This window comes from Hominimerdicola alba (genome assembly GCF_900109655.1).
In the GTDB taxonomy this organism is placed as follows: Bacteria; Bacillota; Clostridia; order Oscillospirales; family Ruminococcaceae; genus Hominimerdicola; species Hominimerdicola alba_B.
Genome location: NZ_FOAT01000015.1, coordinates 32,245 through 51,837, shown reverse-complemented (window position 1 = coordinate 51,837; position 19,593 = coordinate 32,245). Strand labels below are relative to the sequence as shown.

At 48.0% G+C, this 19,593-nt stretch carries 17 protein-coding genes and 1 tRNA gene; 15 read left to right on the top strand and 3 right to left on the bottom strand.

Features of this window, described 5'->3' with window-relative positions; translation table 11 throughout:
• Positions 1 to 204: 204 nt before the first annotated feature.
• Positions 205 to 293 (bottom strand) — tRNA-Ser (locus BMY75_RS14170).
• Positions 294 to 459: 166 nt separating this feature from the next.
• Between BMY75_RS14170 and BMY75_RS14165 the strand changes: the two genes are divergently transcribed.
• From BMY75_RS14165 to BMY75_RS14155, 3 genes are read left to right on the top strand one after another with little or no spacing between them, the layout of a single operon-like run.
• Positions 460 to 939: a MarR family winged helix-turn-helix transcriptional regulator gene (locus BMY75_RS14165; RefSeq protein ID WP_074834967.1), complete on the top strand. Its 480-nt coding sequence runs from the start codon at positions 460 to 462 to the stop codon at positions 937 to 939.
• Complete coding sequence (locus BMY75_RS14160) at positions 936 to 2,663, top strand: ABC transporter ATP-binding protein (protein WP_170844312.1); 1,728 nt, start codon at positions 936 to 938, stop codon at positions 2,661 to 2,663. Before BMY75_RS14165 ends, BMY75_RS14160 begins: the two co-directional genes overlap by 4 nt.
• A complete protein-coding gene (locus tag BMY75_RS14155; RefSeq protein WP_074834964.1) occupies positions 2,663 to 4,498 on the top strand; it encodes an ABC transporter ATP-binding protein in 1,836 nt (611 codons plus the stop codon). Before BMY75_RS14160 ends, BMY75_RS14155 begins: the two co-directional genes overlap by 1 nt.
• A 78-nt stretch (positions 4,499 to 4,576) precedes the next feature.
• Here the strand turns inward: BMY75_RS14155 and BMY75_RS14150 are convergent, their stop codons facing one another.
• Both BMY75_RS14150 and BMY75_RS14145 read right to left on the bottom strand, forming a co-directional pair.
• On the bottom strand, positions 4,577 to 4,930 hold the full coding sequence (locus BMY75_RS14150; protein ID WP_074834961.1) for a hypothetical protein: 354 nt from the start codon (positions 4,928 to 4,930) through the stop codon (positions 4,577 to 4,579).
• Between the two features lie 148 nt (positions 4,931 to 5,078).
• Positions 5,079 to 5,969 (bottom strand): DUF445 domain-containing protein, encoded by an 891-nt coding sequence (locus tag BMY75_RS14145; RefSeq protein WP_074834958.1) that lies wholly within the window; start codon positions 5,967 to 5,969, stop codon positions 5,079 to 5,081.
• 320 nt (positions 5,970 to 6,289) lie between these two features.
• Between BMY75_RS14145 and BMY75_RS14140 the strand changes: the two genes are divergently transcribed.
• From BMY75_RS14140 to BMY75_RS14085, 12 genes are all read left to right on the top strand, one after another.
• Complete coding sequence (locus BMY75_RS14140) at positions 6,290 to 7,660, top strand: carboxyl transferase domain-containing protein (protein ID WP_074834956.1); 1,371 nt, start codon at positions 6,290 to 6,292, stop codon at positions 7,658 to 7,660.
• A 31-nt stretch (positions 7,661 to 7,691) separates the two neighbouring features.
• Positions 7,692 to 8,063: a biotin/lipoyl-containing protein gene (locus tag BMY75_RS14135; RefSeq protein ID WP_037284343.1), complete on the top strand. Its 372-nt coding sequence runs from the start codon at positions 7,692 to 7,694 to the stop codon at positions 8,061 to 8,063.
• A 32-nt stretch (positions 8,064 to 8,095) separates the two neighbouring features.
• Positions 8,096 to 9,493, top strand: a complete 1,398-nt coding sequence (locus BMY75_RS14130; protein WP_074834953.1) for an oxaloacetate decarboxylase subunit alpha — start codon at positions 8,096 to 8,098, stop codon at positions 9,491 to 9,493.
• Between the two features lie 269 nt (positions 9,494 to 9,762).
• On the top strand, positions 9,763 to 10,803 hold the full coding sequence (gap, locus tag BMY75_RS14125) for a type I glyceraldehyde-3-phosphate dehydrogenase (RefSeq protein WP_074834949.1): 1,041 nt from the start codon (positions 9,763 to 9,765) through the stop codon (positions 10,801 to 10,803).
• A gap of 124 nt (positions 10,804 to 10,927) precedes the next feature.
• Entirely contained in the window at positions 10,928 to 11,800 is an 873-nt protein-coding gene (locus tag BMY75_RS14120; protein WP_074834947.1) for a dipicolinate synthase subunit DpsA, read from the top strand.
• Positions 11,779 to 12,390 carry a dipicolinate synthase subunit B gene (locus BMY75_RS14115; protein ID WP_081350569.1) on the top strand — a complete coding sequence of 204 codons (612 nt, stop codon included), beginning with the start codon at positions 11,779 to 11,781 and terminating at the stop codon, positions 12,388 to 12,390. The genes BMY75_RS14120 and BMY75_RS14115 overlap by 22 nt, the downstream gene beginning before the upstream one ends.
• 79 nt (positions 12,391 to 12,469) lie before the next feature.
• The gene (locus BMY75_RS14110) at positions 12,470 to 13,558 is read left to right on the top strand and encodes an AAA family ATPase (protein ID WP_074834945.1); all 1,089 of its coding nucleotides are present in this window, start codon (positions 12,470 to 12,472) and stop codon (positions 13,556 to 13,558) included.
• A 166-nt stretch (positions 13,559 to 13,724) separates the two neighbouring features.
• On the top strand, positions 13,725 to 16,007 hold the full coding sequence (locus tag BMY75_RS14105) for a Tex family protein (RefSeq protein ID WP_074834943.1): 2,283 nt from the start codon (positions 13,725 to 13,727) through the stop codon (positions 16,005 to 16,007).
• Positions 16,008 to 16,202: 195 nt separating this feature from the next.
• On the top strand, positions 16,203 to 17,192 hold the full coding sequence (locus tag BMY75_RS14100; RefSeq protein WP_074834941.1) for a hypothetical protein: 990 nt from the start codon (positions 16,203 to 16,205) through the stop codon (positions 17,190 to 17,192).
• Positions 17,193 to 17,385: 193 nt separating this feature from the next.
• On the top strand, positions 17,386 to 18,006 hold the full coding sequence (locus BMY75_RS14095) for a hypothetical protein (protein ID WP_074834939.1): 621 nt from the start codon (positions 17,386 to 17,388) through the stop codon (positions 18,004 to 18,006).
• A gap of 12 nt (positions 18,007 to 18,018) precedes the next feature.
• Positions 18,019 to 19,326, top strand: a complete 1,308-nt coding sequence (locus tag BMY75_RS14090) for a glutamine synthetase family protein (protein WP_074834937.1) — start codon at positions 18,019 to 18,021, stop codon at positions 19,324 to 19,326.
• Complete coding sequence (locus tag BMY75_RS14085) at positions 19,326 to 19,550, top strand: hypothetical protein (RefSeq protein WP_074834935.1); 225 nt, start codon at positions 19,326 to 19,328, stop codon at positions 19,548 to 19,550. Before BMY75_RS14090 ends, BMY75_RS14085 begins: the two co-directional genes overlap by 1 nt.
• Positions 19,551 to 19,593: the final 43 nt, after the last annotated feature.

Here is a 19,593-nt window from a genome sequence, read left to right as displayed (position 1 = left end):
ATCCAAATGTTCTGATGCAGCGGATATGCCATAGAGATTATCGCTGATCATGATGATACCATTCTATTATATCACAGTTGAAACGGATAATCAATCCTTTTTGTGATTATTTTTCTGTGTTTGTCTGAATTTTTTCTGGTTAAATCGATGAAGAATAAAAAAAGAAAAGCTCTCTCACATATCCTGCAAGAGAGCATTATAGAGCGCAGATGGAGAGATTTGAACTCTCGCGACGGTATTACCGCCCTACCGCATTTCGAGTGCGGACCCTTCAGCCACTTGGGTACATCTGCGTACTGTATTAAAACAGCTTAATTATTATAGCATACTTTTTCAGAAAAATCAAGTGGTTTGAAGAAATTTTTCGGCGTGACGGGAAAAATCATGAAATACGGTTGACAAATTTCTTGCGCAGTGATATTATTAGTTAGTAAACTAACTAATATAGGAGGAGAGTTGATGGGTCACAAAAACGATCACACAAAAATGCCGCGTATGCTGCTTGAAAGACCCGATGCAAAGCCGTCGATGTTCATCAATGACATCTCGCGGCTGTTTATGCACCGCGTAAGGCGCGAATGTGAACGCTGCGGGATATCCCACGGGCATCACAAGCTTCTGATGGAGCTTTTCCAGAATGAGGGCGCGACACAGCTTCAGCTGGTTCAGCGCACTCATCTTACAGCACCCACTGTTTCTGTGGCGCTGGGCAAGATGGAAAGCGAGGGACTTGTCCGTCGTGAAGCCGATACCGAGGATATGCGTCAGGTGAAAGTCTACCTTACAGACGAGGGACGCGAAAAAGTCGGTCAGGTGCGAAGCATATTCCGCGGAGCGGACGCTGATATGGTGAAAGGCATACCGCAGGAGGAGCTTGATGCCATGACGGCGACAATGCGGAAAATACTGAAAAATCTGCTGGAGGAGGAAGATAAGTGAAGCTTGCAAAATACATAAGACCATATCTGCCTTTTGTACTGCTGGCACCCATCAGCATGGTGGGAGAAGTATCCATGGACCTGCTCCAGCCAAAGCTTATGTCCAAAATAGTGGACGATGGTGTTCTGGGCAGTGATTACGGGTTGATAATAAGAACGGGCATATTAATGCTGTGTACCGTTATTTTCGGAGCTCTCTGCGGCTCGGCATCTGCGTTTTTTGCGGGGTGCGCCTCACAGGGATTTTCGAGAGATGTGAGGAATGACCTCTTCAAACGTGTGATGGGGCTGTCATTCCAGCAGACGGATAAATTCACCACAGGTTCGCTGGTAACAAGGATAACCGCCGATGTTACTGCGATACAGCAGATGGTGGATTTTCTCATACGAGGATTCGTGCGAAACATAATAATGTTCATCGGCGGCATAATAATGATGCTGACCCTTGCAAGGAGCTTCGGCACGATAATCGCAGTGGCGCTGCCTGTTGAAGCTCTTATCGTTATACTGATAATGCGCAAGGCAAATCCGCTTTATGCCGTAGTTGCAAGTCGGCTGGACAGCGTGAACTCCGTTATGCAGGAGAATGTCACAGGTGCCAGAGTGGTAAAGGCGTATGTACGTGAAAAGCACGAGCAGGAGCGTTTTGAGGGCGCAAATATGGGTCTTACCGTAGCTAACCTGAAAGTACAGGAGCTTATGGCACTGCTTTCGCCGATACTTATGGTGATAATGAACCTCTCGGTGATAGCGGTCATATACATCGGCGGCTGGCAGGTCCAGGCTAAGGAGATGAAAGTCGGCGAAGTAATGGCGGCTATAACCTATCTCACTCAGGTGCTCCACGGTATTATGATGATCTCCATGATGTTCCAGACCATGGCAAGGGCGAGCGCGTCTGCAAAGCGTATCAACGAGGTGCTTGATACCGAGCCTGTTATAAAGGACGGCAACGGCGGAGATATCGGTACTAAAAAAGGTACAGTTACATTCAGGGACGTTACCTTTGCATATCCCGAATCCAGCGGTGAGCCTGTGCTTACGGACATTGACCTTGATATCGCAGCTGGGGAGAACATAGCGATCCTCGGTGCCACAGGTTCGGGCAAATCATCGCTGGTGAACCTGATACCCCGCTTTTACGATGCTGACCAAGGCGAAGTTCTGGTGGATGGTGTAAATGTCCGTGAATTTGGACTGGAAGATCTCAGACAAAGGGTGGGCATAGTTTTGCAGAAGAGCGAGCTTTTCTCTGCTACGGTAGCTGAAAATATCCGCTGGGGCAAAGACGATGCCACCGATGAGGAAGTCATCGGCGCGGCGAAGATAGCTCAGGCTGACGAATTCATAAGCCGTATGCCCGATGGCTACGACAGCATGATAGCGGAAAAAGGCGCATCACTTTCGGGCGGACAGAAACAGCGTATGTCCATAGCGAGAGCGGTACTGAAAAAGCCCGAGATACTTATATTTGACGATTCGACATCTGCCCTTGACCTGGGCACGGAAGCAAGGCTGAGAGCTCAGCTGAGAGAAAGGCTCAAAGGCACAACGGTCATAACCATCGCACAGCGTATCGCCAGTGTAAAAAGCTGTGACAGGATAGTGGTTCTTGACCGCGGCAGGATAGTGGGCTGTGACAGCCATGACGCACTGCTGAAAAACTGCGAGGTCTACAGAGATATTTACAACTCGCAGATAAAAACTCAGGGAGGTGAAGCATAATGCCCCCTATGCCACCAAATCCGAACGGCAAGCAGCAGCTCGGCGGAAGACAGTCTGCTCTGATAAACGCAGAAAAGCCCAAAAACGCACGTGAAACTCTGGGCAAGCTGCTGAGATACATCGGCAGGAGCAAATACCTGTTCTTCGGGCTTATGGCTGTTATGCTGATGATAACTCTGCTTGGTCTGGCTGCACCGTACATCCAGCAGATAGCCATAGACTGCATAACCCTTGATGATAAGAAGCTGAATGTTGATACCGAAAAGCTCATTAAGATACTTATAGCCCTTGGCACAGTTTATCTGCTGAACTCGGTATTCTCGTATATGCAGGGGATATTCTCCGCAAGGCTTTCACAGAAGACGGTATCGACCATGAGGCGCGACCTCTTCGGCGACCTTGTCAAACTTCCGATAAAGTACTTTGATACTCACCGCCACGGTGACATAATGAGCCGTATGACCAACGATGTTGAGAATATCTCAAACACGGTTTCGCAGTCCATAGGCTCACTGATATCGGGTGTACTGACGGTCGTGGGTTCTATAATAATAATGCTGACCTACTCGCCGCTGCTTACGCTGATATCACTTTCTACCGTAGTGCTGACTGTTTTCGTATCGGCAAAGATGACCAAGTATATGCGCAGATATTTCCTGAAACAGCAGATAATACTGGGCAAGCTGAACGGTCATGTTGAAGAGATGGTCACGGGACACCGCACTGTTGTTTCTTACTCAAAGGAACAGGCGGCTGTTGAGGATTTTAACGTTATGAGCGATGAACTGCGCAGGACGGGTATCCGTGCGCAGATATGTGCGGGCGTTATGGGTCCGCTGATGAACTGCATAGGAAACTTCGGCTTTGTTATGATAGCAGCATTTGGCGGATGGTTCAGCTATAAAGGCTGGATAACCGTGGGCACGATACAGGCGTTCATACTCTACTCAAAGCAGTTTTCAAGACCAATAAATGAGATTGCGAACCAGTATGCGAATATCCAGACTGCCATCGCAGGTGCCGAGCGTATTTTTGAGGTAATGGAAACTCCTCCCGAAACGGACGAGGGCACAAACGCCATGACAGCTGAGGACATTCGCGGCGAGATAAAGTTCGAGGACATACATTTCAGCTATGATCCCGAGAAGCCTGTGCTAAAAGGGCTTGATCTCGATATTGCACAGGGTATGAAGATAGCAATAGTTGGCGCGACAGGTTCGGGCAAGACCACTGTTGTAAATCTGCTGACCAGATTCTATGAAGCCGACAGCGGCCGCATAACCGTTGACGGCGTAGATATCAGGGATATGCGCATGGACGAGCTGAGAAAGTCGGTCGGTATAGTTTTGCAGGATACTGTGCTTTTCAAGGGCAGTATCGAGGAGAATATCCGTTACGGCAAGGAAGATGCTCCTGATGAAGCTGTGCGCCGTGCAGCGGCTCATGCAAATGCAGATGCGTTTATAAGGCATCTGCCAGAGGGATACAAAACTCAGCTTGCTGAGGGCGGCTCGAATCTATCTCAGGGACAAAGACAGCTTCTTGCCATAGCAAGGGCAGTTCTTGCAGACCCCAAGATACTTATTCTCGATGAAGCCACATCCAGCGTTGATACCAGAACGGAGATGCACATACAGTCCGCTATGGTGGCACTGATGAAGAACCGCACATCGCTGATAATCGCACATCGTCTTTCAACCATACGCGATGCTGATATGATAGTCGTCATCGACGGCGGAAAGGTCGCCGAAAAGGGAAGACACGAGGAACTTATCGCCCAGAAAGGCTGTTACTACGAGCTTTATCGTACACAGTTCGCGGGCAACAAGACCTGATATGATCACAATAAAACAAAAATCGGAGAACGGCTGTACTTTTTTGTACGGCTGTTCTCCGTTTGTTTTAGTATTTCATCAGAGCTTTATCTGCCAGTAGTAGCGGCGGTTTGAGGCGGGAAAATCCGACATCACTCCGTGTTCGGGGTCGTAGAAAGTCCCCTCACAGTAAAGCGACCAGTGCCAGCATCTTGGAGTTTCAAGGCTGAGCATACACAGGGTCGGGAGCTGTTCTTTGTCTGTGACTGGTACGCGCTCATCGGATATCCACGCGCCGTGGCTTCGCAGATATGATTTCATTTCTTTTAGAGTGGTCTCGCGGTCGTTGTTCAGGTCGCTTACCACTTGTTCGACGGAAAGTCCCAGTACCATAGCAAGCACAGCCTGCCCGCACTGAAGGTCGGTGGGTTCGTGGATATATGTGATATTCATCGGTATGCCTCGTTTCGGTAGTATTAGAAATTATCATTCTATTCTAACATGAGATATTTGGTCTGTCAATAGGCGTGGAACTATCGGATAAAAAATATGGGATGACCATTACAGCGGTCATCCCATTTATCTTGTCTGAATTTATTTGTCATTTCAGGATAAGGTTGAAAAGTCCGAGGACGAAACCTATCAGCGCACCGAGGTTTACTATGGTGCTCAGTTCCTTTTTCATTACAGTCTGCACAAGGTCTTCCATTTTTTCAACGGACATATCGTTGATCTTGTCTTCCACCATTACTGCAAAATCCAGCTTTTCAAAAAGCTTGTCGATGTAGTTGTTAACGGCACTGCGGTAGACTTTTCCTGCCATTTCTGTAAGGCGGGCCTCATCTACATTTATCAGTTCAAGCAGTTCAAGTCCGCTTTTCTCGCTGATATCCGAGATCTTGTTCTCAATGACAGGCTTCACACAGTCCATTCCGTCGCGGTCGATCATAGAACGTATCTTGCCGACCAGTGGGGCGGTGAAAGATTGTATCTTCTCCTCGGGGATAAGCTTTGCGAACATGGTATTACTCAGCTTTTCTTCGATGGAATCGTTGCATTTATTAACAACTATCTCGGGCAGCTGAGAAGCCGAAAGTTCATCGACTATCTGGCGGCTCAGCATCTCGCTGAGCTTTGAACTGCCCTCTGCGTAGGTCTCATCGGAGCATTTTGTCAGCTTGCATATCTCATCACGGATATTGTTTGAAAGCTCCTGCGTTATAGCCCCTGTTATGCGTTCTTCGATCTCGCCCCCCAGAAGCTTTGCTTTGATGTCGTCTTTTGTGACAAGCTCATTGCCAACGACCCTGCCCACAGCTTTTGCAAGACGAGGTTTGCCCTTGGGTATGGCACCCGGGGTGAAGGGAACGCGGTGTCCCAGCAGATATACCTCGTGATGAGGGAAGAAAAGCATCTTCACCGCGATAAAGTTCGTAAAATAACCAATGACCGCACCTATCAGCGGCGCAGCCAGCATTTTCAGTATCTCCATTTGTATGCACTCCTCGTTTGTTGTCTGTTTTGCTGTTCTTTTGTTTTGAAGTATTTCTTTATTGAGGAATAGTATAGCATTTATTTCAGCGGTTGTCAATAAAAATTAATGTCATTATGAGGTATGAAAAGTTAAAAATCAGCTTTGAATTTGTATCAATATTTATCGAAATGTTAACAAAAAGTAAAAAGAGGTTTTTTCGCAGATTCGGGCTTGAAAAGTTGGAAGATAAATGTTATAATGGTATCCGTGTAATTATGATAAAAACTATATTATGTAAGTTTTTTATCCCGCAAATTAAATCGATTGGAGGAAACTGTATGTCTGAAACAAAAAAGTCTCTGGCAGAGCTTCAGGCGCTTATCGCTGACAGCGCTGCGAGAACAAGGCTGACATATCTGTTTGATGAAGGAAAATTTACCGAGCTTGACGCTTTCGCGGGCGAGGCTGCGGGCGTTATAACTGCCTACGGCTATGCTGACGGCGAACCTGTCTATGCGTTCTCTCAGGATGTTTCCGTTAAGAGCGGCGCTATGACCGAGGCAGGCGCAAGAAAGATAGCTAAGATCTATGATCTGGCTGCCAAGACAGGTACTCCTGTTGTAGGTATTTACGATTCTTACGGCGCTGATGTCAATGACAGCGCTGCTGCACTGAGAGCTTACGGCGAGCTGATGCTGTGGACTGCTAATCTTTCCGGTGTTGTACCCCAGATAGCTGTTGTAGCAGGCGTATGCTCCGGCACTGCCGCACTGCTGGCTGAGGCTGCTGATTTCGTTGTAATGGCTAAGGACGCAAGCTTGTATGCCGCTCCCAATGCTAAGAGCAACGGTTCTGCTGAAAATGCTGCTGCAAACGGCACGGTATGTGCTGTTTGCGATGATGATAAGGCTGCTGTTGAGAAGGCGAGAGCTATCCTGCTGAAGCTTCCTGCAAACAACCTTTCTCCTGTACCCGTATATGAGTATGAAGAGCCCGCTGCTGCTGCAGGCAGCGATATCGAGAGCCTGACAAAGGCTGTTTTCGATGCTGACAGCGTTATCGAACTCAGCGAGGGCTTCGGCGGTGCTGCTTATACAGCTCTGGCAACTGTAAACGGCGAGACTGTTGGTGTTGCTGCAACTAACAAGACTAAGGACAAGCTGACAGAGGACGACTGCGCTAAGCTCGCAAGATTCGTTCGTACCTGTGATGCTTTCGCTGTTCCTGTAGTTACCTTCGTTGATACCGAGGGCTTCGCAGGAAACGATGAGACCGAGGCTGCAGGCGCTGTAAAGAGCATGAGCAAGCTGGCTCACGCTTACGCTGAGGCTACCACCGCTAAGGTATCCGTAGTTACAGGCAAGGCTTACGGCGCAGCTTATATAGCACTTGCAGGCAAGGGCGCAAATGCTGATGTTGCATATGCTCTGCCCACAGCTGTTATCTCCGCACTTGACCCCGTTACCGCTGTTGAGTTCATGGAGCATGACAAGCTTGCAGGCGCATCCGATCTTGCTTCTGCAAGACAGGCACTGGCTGATGAGTTTGCAAAGACTCAGGCAAGCGCAGCAAATGCTGCTGTGAACGGTCTGGTAGACGGCATCGTTGATGTTTCTCAGCTGAGAACAGCTGTTGTTGACGCTCTGGCTATGATGAGCGGCAAGAGGATATCCAGACTGCCCAAGAAGCACAGCAATATCCAGCTTTAATAAGTAATTAATTGTAAAGGACGGTATAGTTATGAAAAGATATAATATCACTGTTAACGGTAAGGCTTATGATGTAGCTGTTGAGGAGGTAGGCGCTGACGCTGCTGCTCCTGTGGCTGCTGCTCCCGCACCTGCTGCAAAGCCCGCTGCTGCACCTGCACCCGCTGCTGCTCCCGCAGCTAATGTTGAGGGTACAAAGGTAACTGCTCCTATGCCCGGCAACGTACTTGATATAAAGGTAGCTGTTGGCGATACAGTTACAGCAGGTCAGGCTATCGTAGTGCTTGAAGCTATGAAGATGGAGAACGACATCAATGCTCCTGTAGCAGGCAAGGTCCTGAGCATCAATGCTACAAAGGGTTCACAGGTTGATACAGGCGCAGTTCTGGCTGTTATCGGCTGATGACATCTTATCACTGAAAGGAACGATATATAATGGCTAAGCTTAAAATTACCGAGACAGTTCTCCGTGACGCTCATCAGTCTCTGCTGGCAACGAGAATGTCTATGGACGATATGAAGCCGATCCTCTCCGCAATGGACAAGATAGGTTTCTATTCCGCCGAGTGCTGGGGCGGTGCTACATTTGATTCCTGCATACGTTTTCTTAATGAGGATCCCTGGGAGAGACTGAGGACACTCAGAAAGGAAATGCCCAATACCAAGCTGCAGATGCTGTTCAGAGGACAGAATATGCTGGGTTACCGTCACTATGCTGACGACCTGGTTGAGTACTTTGTTCAGAAGTCTATTGCTAACGGTATCGACATCATCAGAATATTCGATGCACTGAACGATATCAGAAACCTCCAGACAGCTATCAAGGCTGCCAACAAGGAGAAGGGTCACGCTCAGGTAGCTATCTCTTATACTCTGGGTGAAGTATTCACTCATCAGTACTATATGGATTATGCTAAGCGCATCCAGGAGGCAGGCGCTGACTCCATCTGCATCAAGGATATGGCTGCGCTGCTGACTCCTTATGAGGCTGAAACACTGGTTAGAGATATCAAGTCTGTTGTTTCCATACCTGTACAGCTGCACACTCACTACACCTCAGGTCTGGCTTCCATGTGTATCATGAAGGCTGTTGAGGCTGGTGTTGACGCAGTTGATACCGCTATGTCACCTCTGGCACTGGGTACTTCTCATGCACCTACCGAGTCCATCGTTGCTACATTCCAGGGCACCGAGTATGACACAGGTCTTGACCTTGTTAAGCTGAACGAAGTAAGAGATTACTTCATGGGTCTGAGAAAGAAGTACATCGACAATGGTCTGTTGGATCCTTCCATGCTGGCTACAAATACGAACGCACTTCTGTATCAGGTTCCCGGCGGAATGCTTTCCAACCTGCTCAGCCAGCTGAAGCAGGCAGGCAAGGCAGATCAGCTTGAGGACGTTCTGAAGGAAGTTCCTAAGGTTCGTAAGGATTCCGGCTTCCCCCCTCTGGTTACTCCTACTTCCCAGATCGTTGGTACACAGGCTGTGTTCAACGTTATCATGGGCGAGAGATACAAGACCGTTACCAAGGAGTTCAAGGGTCTTGTAAAGGGCGAATACGGCAAGACTCCCGTGGCTATCGATCCCGAGTTCCGCAAGATGATACTCAAGGGCGAAGAGCCTATCGACTGCCGTCCTGCTGACCTGCTCAAGCCTGAGTTTGAGACAATGAAGAAGGAATGCGCTGAGTGGACAGAGCAGGAGGAGGATATCCTGACCTACGCTATGTTCCCGAAGGTAGCTCCCAAGTTCTTCAAGGACAGACGCGACAAGAAGTACGGTGTTGACGGCGCTCATTCCGACGCTGACAACAAGGTACACCCTGTTTAATAGATTATTTACGTGCGGAGAGCTGATGCTTTCCGCACGTTTTTGTGTGTACGGGAACGATATGCATCAGGTGAAAAGGTATATGTATATAATGTGATTTGTTATATATGATATGTGAATTTGGTATGCTGTACCGAAATATCAGCCGTAATGCGCATTTTTCGGGAAAAGATGTAAAAAATAATAAGTTTTTTTGGAAAAGGGCTTGAAATATTTTCTGAAATGGTGTATAATAGATTCAGAAATTTTTTTCTAGGAGGTACAATACAATGGCAAATGTAAAAGTTGCAATTAATGGTTTTGGTCGTATCGGCCGTCTGGCTTTCAGACAGATGTTCGGTGCAGAGGGTTATGAGATCGTTGCTATCAACGACCTGACTAAGCCTTCCATGCTGGCTAACCTGCTGAAGTTCGACACCGCTCAGGGTGGTTACTGTGGTAGAATAGGTGAGAATACTCACACTGTTTCTGCTGATGATGAGGCTAACACCATCACTGTTGATGGCAAGACTCTTCAGATCTATGCAAAGGCTAACGCTGCTGAGCTGCCTTGGGGCGAGCTGGGCGTTGACGTTGTTCTGGAGTGCACAGGTTTCTACTGCTCTAAGGCTAAGAGCCAGGCTCACATCGACGCTGGCGCTAAGAAGGTAGTTATCTCTGCTCCTGCAGGCAATGATCTGCCTACAATCGTTTTCTCTGTTAACGAGAAGACTCTGACTAAGGATGACAAGATCATTTCTGCTGCTTCCTGCACAACTAACTGCCTCGCACCTATGGCTAAGGCTCTGAACGACTATGCTCCTATCCAGAGCGGTATCATGAGCACAATCCACGCTTACACCGGCGATCAGATGATCCTCGATGGTCCTCACAGAAAGGGCGATATGAGAAGAGCTAGAGCTGGCGCTGCTAACATCGTTCCTAACAGCACAGGTGCTGCTAAGGCAATCGGTCTGGTTATCCCTGAGCTGAACGGCAAGCTGATCGGTTCTGCACAGAGAGTTCCTGTTCCTACAGGTTCTACAACTATCCTGACTGCAGTTGTTAAGAAGGCTGACGTTACTGTTGACGGCATCAACGCTGCTATGAAGGCTGCTGCTTCTGAGAGCTTCGGTTACAACACCGATCCTATCGTTTCTTCTGACGTTATCGGCATGAGATATGGTTCTCTGTTCGATGCTACTCAGACAATGGTTTCCAAGATCTCTGATGACCTCTTCGAGGTACAGGTTGTTTCTTGGTACGACAACGAGAATTCTTACACATCTCAGATGGTAAGAACTATCAAGTACTTTGCAGAACTGGGCTAATCCCAATTAATTGCAACAATATATCCCCCGAGGTCTCAGGACTTCGGGGGATTTTTTGTACGCATTCACCCGACCTGTCTCTCCCGCATACTATAAAATACAGTAACGAACGGGAGGTCGCGGCATGGAAAAAGCTGTGTTTTTATGTGCGGGCGGAGACCTGCGTCAGGTATATATGTGTGAAGAGCTATGCACTTTCGGAAAAGTATACGCGCTGGGTATAGATGGGGCGGAGGAAACAGAGAAGCTGATCTCATTCGAGGATATGCCCGAAATGGCAGATGTGCTTGTACTGCCGCTTTTATCGGGCGGTGACAGTATCGATATCGGCGGTGAGAAGATAAGCCTTGAAAAGCTGGCTTCTCAGGTGAAATCGGGCGGTCTTGTACTTGGTGGCAGGATCTCCGCCAAGCAGGAAAACCTGTTTTCGCAGATGGGTCTGCAAGTCGAAGATTATTTCAAGCGGGAAAGCTTGGCTGTTAAAAATAGTATCCCCACGGCTGAGGGTGCGCTGATGATAGCAATGGGTAACAGCGCAGACACTGTTTTCAGCAGCAAGGTGTTGATCATCGGTTTTGGAAGAACAGGCAAGTGCTGCGGGTGGCTTTTTAAAGCGGCGGGAGCAAAATGTTCAGTCACCGCAAGACGACCCGAAGTACTTGCGCAGGTATGGTCGGAGGGTTTCGACAGTTTTCCGATGACAGAACTTGCTGAGAATATCGGCAGATTTGATACTATTATAAATACAGTCCCCGCGATGGTTCTTACGGAAGATATTCTGGCATCGGTCAAGACCGGGTGTACGGTGATAGACCTGGCTTCAAAGCCCGGCGGAACTGACTTCGCGGCGGCAAAAAGATTAGAGATAAATGCGATACACGCTCTTGCACTGCCTGGAAAAGCCGCACCTGCGGCGGCAGGCAGGATTATCGCGGAATCGATAAGGGAGATAACAGACGAGAGGGGGATAACAAATTGCCGACAGAAAACAGACTGAAAGGTGTCAGGATAGGCTATGGGCTGTCGGGGTCTTTCTGCACATTTGAGAAAAGTTTTTCCGCGGCTGAAAGGCTTCGGAATATGGGCGCGGAGCTTCTGCCAATAATGTCATTCAATGCCGCAGAGGTGGATACTCGATTCGGAAAAGCGGCAAACAATATCAAACGGCTGGAAAACATCGCAGGCAGAAAGGTCATAAAGACCATCGAAGATTCGGAACCTATAGGTCCGAAAAGAATGTGCGATGTAATGGTCGTGGCACCTTGTACAGCGAATTCGGCGGCGAAGCTGGCGGTGGGCATAACCGACACGCCATTGACCATGGCTGTGAAAAGCCATCTGCGGAGCTGTCTGCCTGTGGTGATAGCCATATCGACAAATGATGCGCTTGGAGCTTGTGCAAAAAACATAGGCATTTTGCAGAATTATCGCAACTACTATTTTGTGCCCTATGCTCAGGACGATATCGTGAAAAAGCCTGCTTCCATGGTTGCTGACCTTTCGCTTCTGCCCGAAACGGTGGAAATGGCGCTGAAAGGCGTTCAGATACAGCCTGTTGTCGGAGTTAAACAGGGGCGTGACTATTGACTTTTGAACGGCGGTGTTTTATAATATAATTGCGTGAGCGGCTTGCCGCCTGCGTGAGACATCGTCTGGAGGTCAGGGTATGGATATCAAAAAGATAGTAATCACGGGCGGACCGTGCGGAGGAAAATCAACGGCTATGAGCCGTATTATGAAAGAGTTTGACAAACTGGGCTACACAGTGCTTTTCGTGCCCGAAACAGCCAGTGAGCTGATAGGCGGCGGAGTTGCGCCCTGGACTTGCGGCAGCAACGTGGATTTTCAGAAGAGCCTGTTTGCTTTGCAGCTTGAAAAGGAAAGAGTTTTCCAGCGTGCGGCTTCGACTATGGGCAAGGATAAGTATCTTATCGTATGTGACAGGGGTGCTCTGGATAACAAGGCTTATATGTCGAAAGAGGAATTTGCCGAGGTGCTTGACAGCATCGGCATGAAAGAAGTCGAACTCCGTGACAACTACGATGCGGTGTTCCATCTGGTGACTGCGGCTAAGGGCGCTGAGAAGTTCTATACGCTGTCCAACAATTCAGCGAGAACGGAAACTCCCGAGCAGGCTTGTGAGATAGATGAAAAACTCATAGCTTCATGGACGGGTCATCCCCATCTCAGGGTAATAGACAATTCCACCGATTTTGAGGGAAAGATGCAGCGTCTGATGTCGGAGATAGCTTCGTTCCTTGGAGAACCTGAACCTCTGGAGATAGAACGTAAATTCCTTATAGAGTACCCCGACACAGTTCAGCTTGAAGCTTTGCCGAACTGTTCCCGTGTGGAGATAATCCAGACTTATCTTAAATCGGATAACGGCGACGAAGTCAGGGTGCGCCAGCGCGGTACAGGCGGAAGCTTTGTGTATTATCTCACCAGAAAGAAAAAGATTACGGATATGAAGCGTGTCGAGATAGAGCGCAGGCTGACTCAGGAAGAGTACCTCGCACTGCTGATGGATGCCGATACCTCCCGCAGGCAGATAAGAAAGACAAGATACTGTCTTTCGGAGAATAATCTGTATTACGAGATAGATGTTTATCCATTCTGGGACGACAAGGCTATTGCTGAGATCGAACTAAGTGACGAGAATACTGAGATAGTTTTCCCTGATTTTATCAAGGTGATAAAGGAAGTCACTGATGATGAGAACTACAAAAATGCGGCTCTGGCGCTGATAAAGTGATATTTGCCCGAAAGAGGTGATCGCCTTTTTCGGGCTTTTTCGCGTTGTGGACAGGCTGACTGGAATATTTGTTCATCTGCGTCTTTACAATCTGCTCATTTTGTGGTATAATTATTAGATACCGCATGATACCGCATGTGAAGTCTGCGGGGAAAGGAAAGAAAATATGGATATTAATAAAGTTCTTGCACAGGAATTCAATTTAAGACAGGAACAGGTGGACAACACTGTTGCCCTGCTGGATGACGACAAGACCATACCCTTTATTGCCCGTTACCGTAAGGAAGTTACGGGTTCACTGGACGATCAGGTGATCCGTGAGCTTTATGACAGGCTGACTTACTTGCGCAATCTTGAAAAGCGCAAGGAGGAAGTCGTTAACGCCATAACCGAACAGGAAAAGATGACCGACGAGATCGCCGCTGCTATCGAAAAGGCTGTTACGCTGGTGGAAGTTGAGGACATCTACCGTCCATACAAGCCCAAGAGAAAGACCAGAGCTTCTATCGCACGAGAGAAGGGTCTTGAACCTCTTGCTGAACTTATCATGGCACAGTCTGCCGATACCGATCCCAACGCTGAAGCTGCTGCTTTTGTTAATGAAGAAAAGGGCGTTTCCGACGCAGCTGCGGCTGTTCAGGGCGCTATGGATATAATCGCTGAGGACGTTTCCGATAATGCCGAGCTGAGAAAGGCTCTGCGTGAAGCTTATAACAAGTCGGGCAAGATAACCTCTGCTGCAGCTTCCGAGGAAGCTGACGTGGTTTACAAGAACTACTTCGAGTACAGCGAGAATGTATCGAAGACTGCGGGTCACCGCGTACTTGCACTTGACCGCGGTGAGAAAGAGGGCGCGCTGAAAGTCAGCATAGATATCCCCGAGGGAATGGGCGAAGAGATATGCCGCGGACAGTATGTTAAGAATGATTCCGCCTGCGGCAAGCTGGTGGCTGCTGCCTGCGATGACAGTTTCAGCAGACTTATCGCTCCATCTGTTGAGCGTGAGATAAGGGCTGAACTTTCTGCGAATGCGCAGGAGGGCGCTATCAAGGTGTTCTCGTCCAATCTTCGTCAGCTGTTGATGGCACCGCCTGTTAAGAATACCGTAACACTTGGTCTTGACCCCGGATATGCCCACGGCTGTAAGGTGGCTACCGTTGACGAAACAGGTAAGGTGCTGGATACTGCCATAGTCTACCTGACTCAGAGCGAGCGCCGCAAGGAAGAGGCAAAGAGCGTTCTCACAAAGATGATAAACAAGTATGGTGTTACTACCATCGCTATCGGCAACGGTACAGCTTCCCGTGAAACTGAGGATTTCACCGCTGATCTTATCCGCGGGATCGACCGCAAGGTCAGCTACATGGTGGTATCCGAGGCAGGTGCTTCGGTTTACTCAGCTTCAAAGCTGGCAGCTGAGGAATTCCCCGATTACGATGTTTCGCTGAGATCGGCTGTATCCATCGCAAGACGTTTGCAGGATCCCCTTGCGGAGCTTGTAAAGATCGATCCCAAGGCAGTAGGTGTTGGACAGTATCAGCACGATATGCCCAAGGCAAGAATGGACGATGCTCTCAAGGGTGTTGTTGAGGACTGCGTTAACTCGGTTGGTGTTGATGTAAATACAGCATCTTATTCTCTGCTTTCGTACATTTCGGGAATCAACTCCGCTGTGGCAAAGAATATCGTGCTTTACCGTGAAGAGAATGGCGCATTCACCGACAGAAAGCAGCTGCTGAAAGTCAAGAAGCTTGGTGCTAAAGCTTATGAGCAGTGCGCTGGCTTCCTGCGTGTGCCCGAGGCTAAGAATCCCTTTGACAATACAGGTATCCACCCCGAGAGCTACGCAGCTGCAAAGGCTCTGCTGGAGAAGTGCGGCATAGATGAGAGCGATGTTGGCAACACCGAAAAGCTGACCTCTGCTATGAAAGACCGTGACCTTGCGGCTCTTGCTAAGGAACTGGATACAGGTCTGCCTACCCTTACGGATATCGTCAAGGAGCTTGAAAAGCCCGGACGTGACCCCCGTGATGAACTGCCTCCTCCCCTGATGAGAAGCGGCGACGTTATGGAACTGAAAGATCTCACACCGGGTATGGAGCTGATGGGTACTGTAAGAAATGTTATCGACTTCGGTGCGTTTGTTGATATTGGTGTGCATGAGGACGGTCTGGTACATATCTCCCAGCTTTGCGACAAGTTCATCAAGCACCCGCTGGAAGTTGTAAAGGTCGGCGACGTCGTAAAGGTATGGGTACTGGATGTTGATATGCAGCGCGGAAGAGTATCCCTGACTATGAAAGACCCCTCCAAGCCCACAGCACCCAAGCCCGAGCGCAGACAGGGCGGCGGAAAGAAGAAAAAGCAGTCCGACAAGAGGGATAACAGAACTATCGAGTCCATAGGCTCCAACCTCGGCGGCATACAGGTGAGAAGAAGAAAGAGCTGACGGAATTTTCTGGACACTTTTGCGAAATTTCCCCGAAAATGCCCCGTATTTTGTACAACATGATATATGATGAAATTTTTCCGATTTTTTTGTTAAAAACGGTTGATTTTTACGGATATTTATGCTATCATATTAGTATGCCCCGATGAGGGGTACTATATTTGGAACTACATTACTGAGGGGAATGGTATATAAATGAAAACAAAAACTTGTCCGTACTGCGGTAAGGAGCTTTCAGGTGAGGCTGTACTTTGCAAGTTCTGCCACAATCTGCTTATCGATGAGGACGGCAATATGACATCTGAGGGCGGTGTCGGTGACGAGACAAAGGTATTCAAAAAGCCCGATGATGATATGACGAAGCGTTTTGTTCTGCCTGAAAATGCAAAGAACAACAGCAACAGCGATGTCAGCCGCGGCAACAGCAACGGCGGTAGCAGAAAGAAGAGTGCTCCTGTTATCGATGATGACAGAGCAGATGATGATTTCTTTGCAGGCGACGACTTCGATGATTTTGATGATGGTTACGATGATGATTACGAGGAAGAGTCAGCAAGAAAGCGCCTGTTCATCATAACTGCTGTTATTACCGTGGGAGTGCTGATAATCGTTATCGCAGCGATATTTATCGGCATGAGACTCTTCGGCAAAAAGGGCAATGATAATGGTACTGACAATGCAGGAACTGCAAGACCTGTTGCAACAAGTGCAGCTGAACAGCAGCCTCAGGATCAGACACCTGTTGACGACGGCATAGACGATGAACCCGCTGTAACCGATCCCGTTGATACAAATGCTCAGCCTACAGAGAGTGCAGTATCTACTGAATCTGCTGCACAGTCTATCGAGAGCGTTGCTGATACTTCATCACAGAGCGACAATGACAGCAGTGCAGTAAACTTTGCTGAACCCGGTGACAGTTCATCAGCTGCACAGAGCGGTGACGGCACTTCGTCCCAGGCTTCTGACAGCAGCAGTCAGGCAGAAGTAGATATCTCAGATCTTGAAAATACAGTACGTACAGCAGTTGCAGGTAGGATCAATGGCGATATTACAGGCAGCCAGTTCAGATCAGAAGAAAATGGTTATGCGTACTACTACTTCTTCACCGACAATGGTGCACATGGTTACAGTGTTGCTTACAACATCGCAACAGGTGATTTTGTCTGCGATCAGAACTACTAATTAAAAGATATGCACAGGCGATGTTGCCTTTCTATAGGCGGATTGTCTGTGCTTTTTTTGTAAAACGCACTTGAATTGCAGTGGGAAATATGGTATAATTCTTTGTGGAGTTCAAGGCTAGTGCGTTATGAGATAAAGCGTTCTCAGCGGTGATATCCGAGTTGATTTCAGAAGTATCCATGGAGAAAGCAGTATGGTCGAAAACGGTACACTTATTGAAAAGATCGAAAAACATCCGCGGTTGTGGTGCGCTGTGGCGGCAGTTATCACACTTGTATGTCTTTTAAGCGGGCTGATGGGACTTCTGGTAAAGTCTGAGGTTGATGTAAAAGATATTGAAAAAGCTCCTTTTTATGGTCATGTTGAATTTGAGATCACCGATCGTGACACCAAAGAGGATTTTGAGATAATAAACAGCTTTTGCAGGTACATACCTACGGGTAATGATTACTTTTACAGTGTCTGTACCAAGGACGGCACATGGCTGTTTGTCAGGGCTGACAAGAACGCTGCTCTTGATAAGAAAACCGTGATCGACGGAAGAGTGCGGAAATTCGGCGGTGAGGAGAAAAAATATCTGCTGGATAAATTTGCACTGGATATGGATAATTATATTGATATGACATGGCTTCGTATCAGTTTATTGCAGATAGCTTCCGGGCTGCTGATGGCATTTGAGATATTGCTTGGTGCGGCGATGATAAAGGATAAGATATCTGCGGAGAGCAAAATGCGCAAAGCGGCTGAGATAGTTTTCTGTGCTTTGCCTTTCCCGTTCGCGGCGATATGGATATATCTGCTGTGTCATATTTAAGGAGGTAGTGAAATGAAATATACCGAGAGGGAAGTACTTCAGTTCGTTGAGGAAAATGATGTAAAGTTTATAAAGCTGATGTTCTGCGACATTTTCGGGGCACTTAAAAGTATATCAGTACCCGCTTCGGAACTGCCGAAGATATTCCAGAAGGGACTGCTTTTTGATGCTTCAAAGCTCAGCGGCTTTATGAATTTTTCAAGCACCGATTTGCTGCTTTTCCCCGACCCGGATACGCTGTCGCTGCTGCCGTGGAGACCTCAGCAGGGCAGGGTAGTGAGATTTTTCTGTACAATAAAATACACAGATGGCACTGTCTTTGACGGCGACGGCAGAGCATTCCTGAAAAATGCTGTGGAGTATGCAAGAGGAAAAGGCTATAATTTTCAGATAGGCACTTCCTGTGAGTTCTATGTCTTCGAGAAGAACGATAACGGTCAGATAACAAAGATACCTCACGATTATGCGGGCTACTGTGATATTGCACCTGCTGATAAGGGTGAGAATCTGAGAAGAGATATCTGCCTGACTCTCGAACAGATGGACATTTATCCCGAAAGCTCCCGCCATGAGAGCGGACCGGGTCAGAACGAAATAGATTTCCGTTACTCCAACGCCCTTAATGCGGCGGATAATCTGGTTACATTCAAGAACGTAGTAAAATCAGTAGCGGACAGAAACGGTCTGTATGCTACATTCATGCCCAAGCCACTCTGTGACAGACCTGGTTCGGGTCTGCATATCATGCTGCTTTGCATGAAGGGTATGGAGAATATTTTCATGCCCCGCAGAGGTGATCTCGGCAGCGAGGCTAAGTCCATGATAGCCGGTATACTCAAAAGAGTCAGGGAGATAACTCTTTTCCTGAACTCTACTGCAAGTTCTTACAGCAGACTTGGAACTTCCCGTGCACCTAAGTATATCACATGGTCTCACGAGAATTTCGCACAGCTGATAAGAGTGCCCATGATAAATACCGATGAGAATGCCATGATACTCCGTTCTCCCGATAACACCTGCAACCCTTATTTTGCATTGGGTCTGGTGATCTATGCCGCACTTGAGGGTGCGCTAAACGGTGAAGAGCTATGCTCGGCTACCGACCTTTCACCCGACAATATCGCGGAGCTTACCGAAAAGCTTCCTGCAACTCTCGATGAAGCTATCGAAGCGGCAAGGGGCAGTGAATTCCTTGCAGACAGGCTTTCCGAGAATCTTATTTCTCATGTTCTGGACGAAAAGGAGAAGGAAGCCAAGGAGTATGCTGTCTGCGAGAACAAGGAAATGTTCGAGACAGTGAGATACTTCTACACTCTGTAATGGTATCAAAAAAAGGAAAACGCAGGATAGTTTACGATGACAGGGTGTACTACTGGTTCGTCAGGGTCACTGAGGAAAGTCACCGTATAAACATAATTTCCGAAGATAAGAAGATCAGGATATGTGCGCCGTTCCGTGATACCGAGGAAAGTGTCACACCGGGTATGGTGCGGGAGCTTCTTGAAAAGCATTTTGCCGATCAGAAAGCTGAAACAGAGATATGATCTTTCTTGATCGGGAACAGAGCAGAAATGCTCTTTTAAAGAT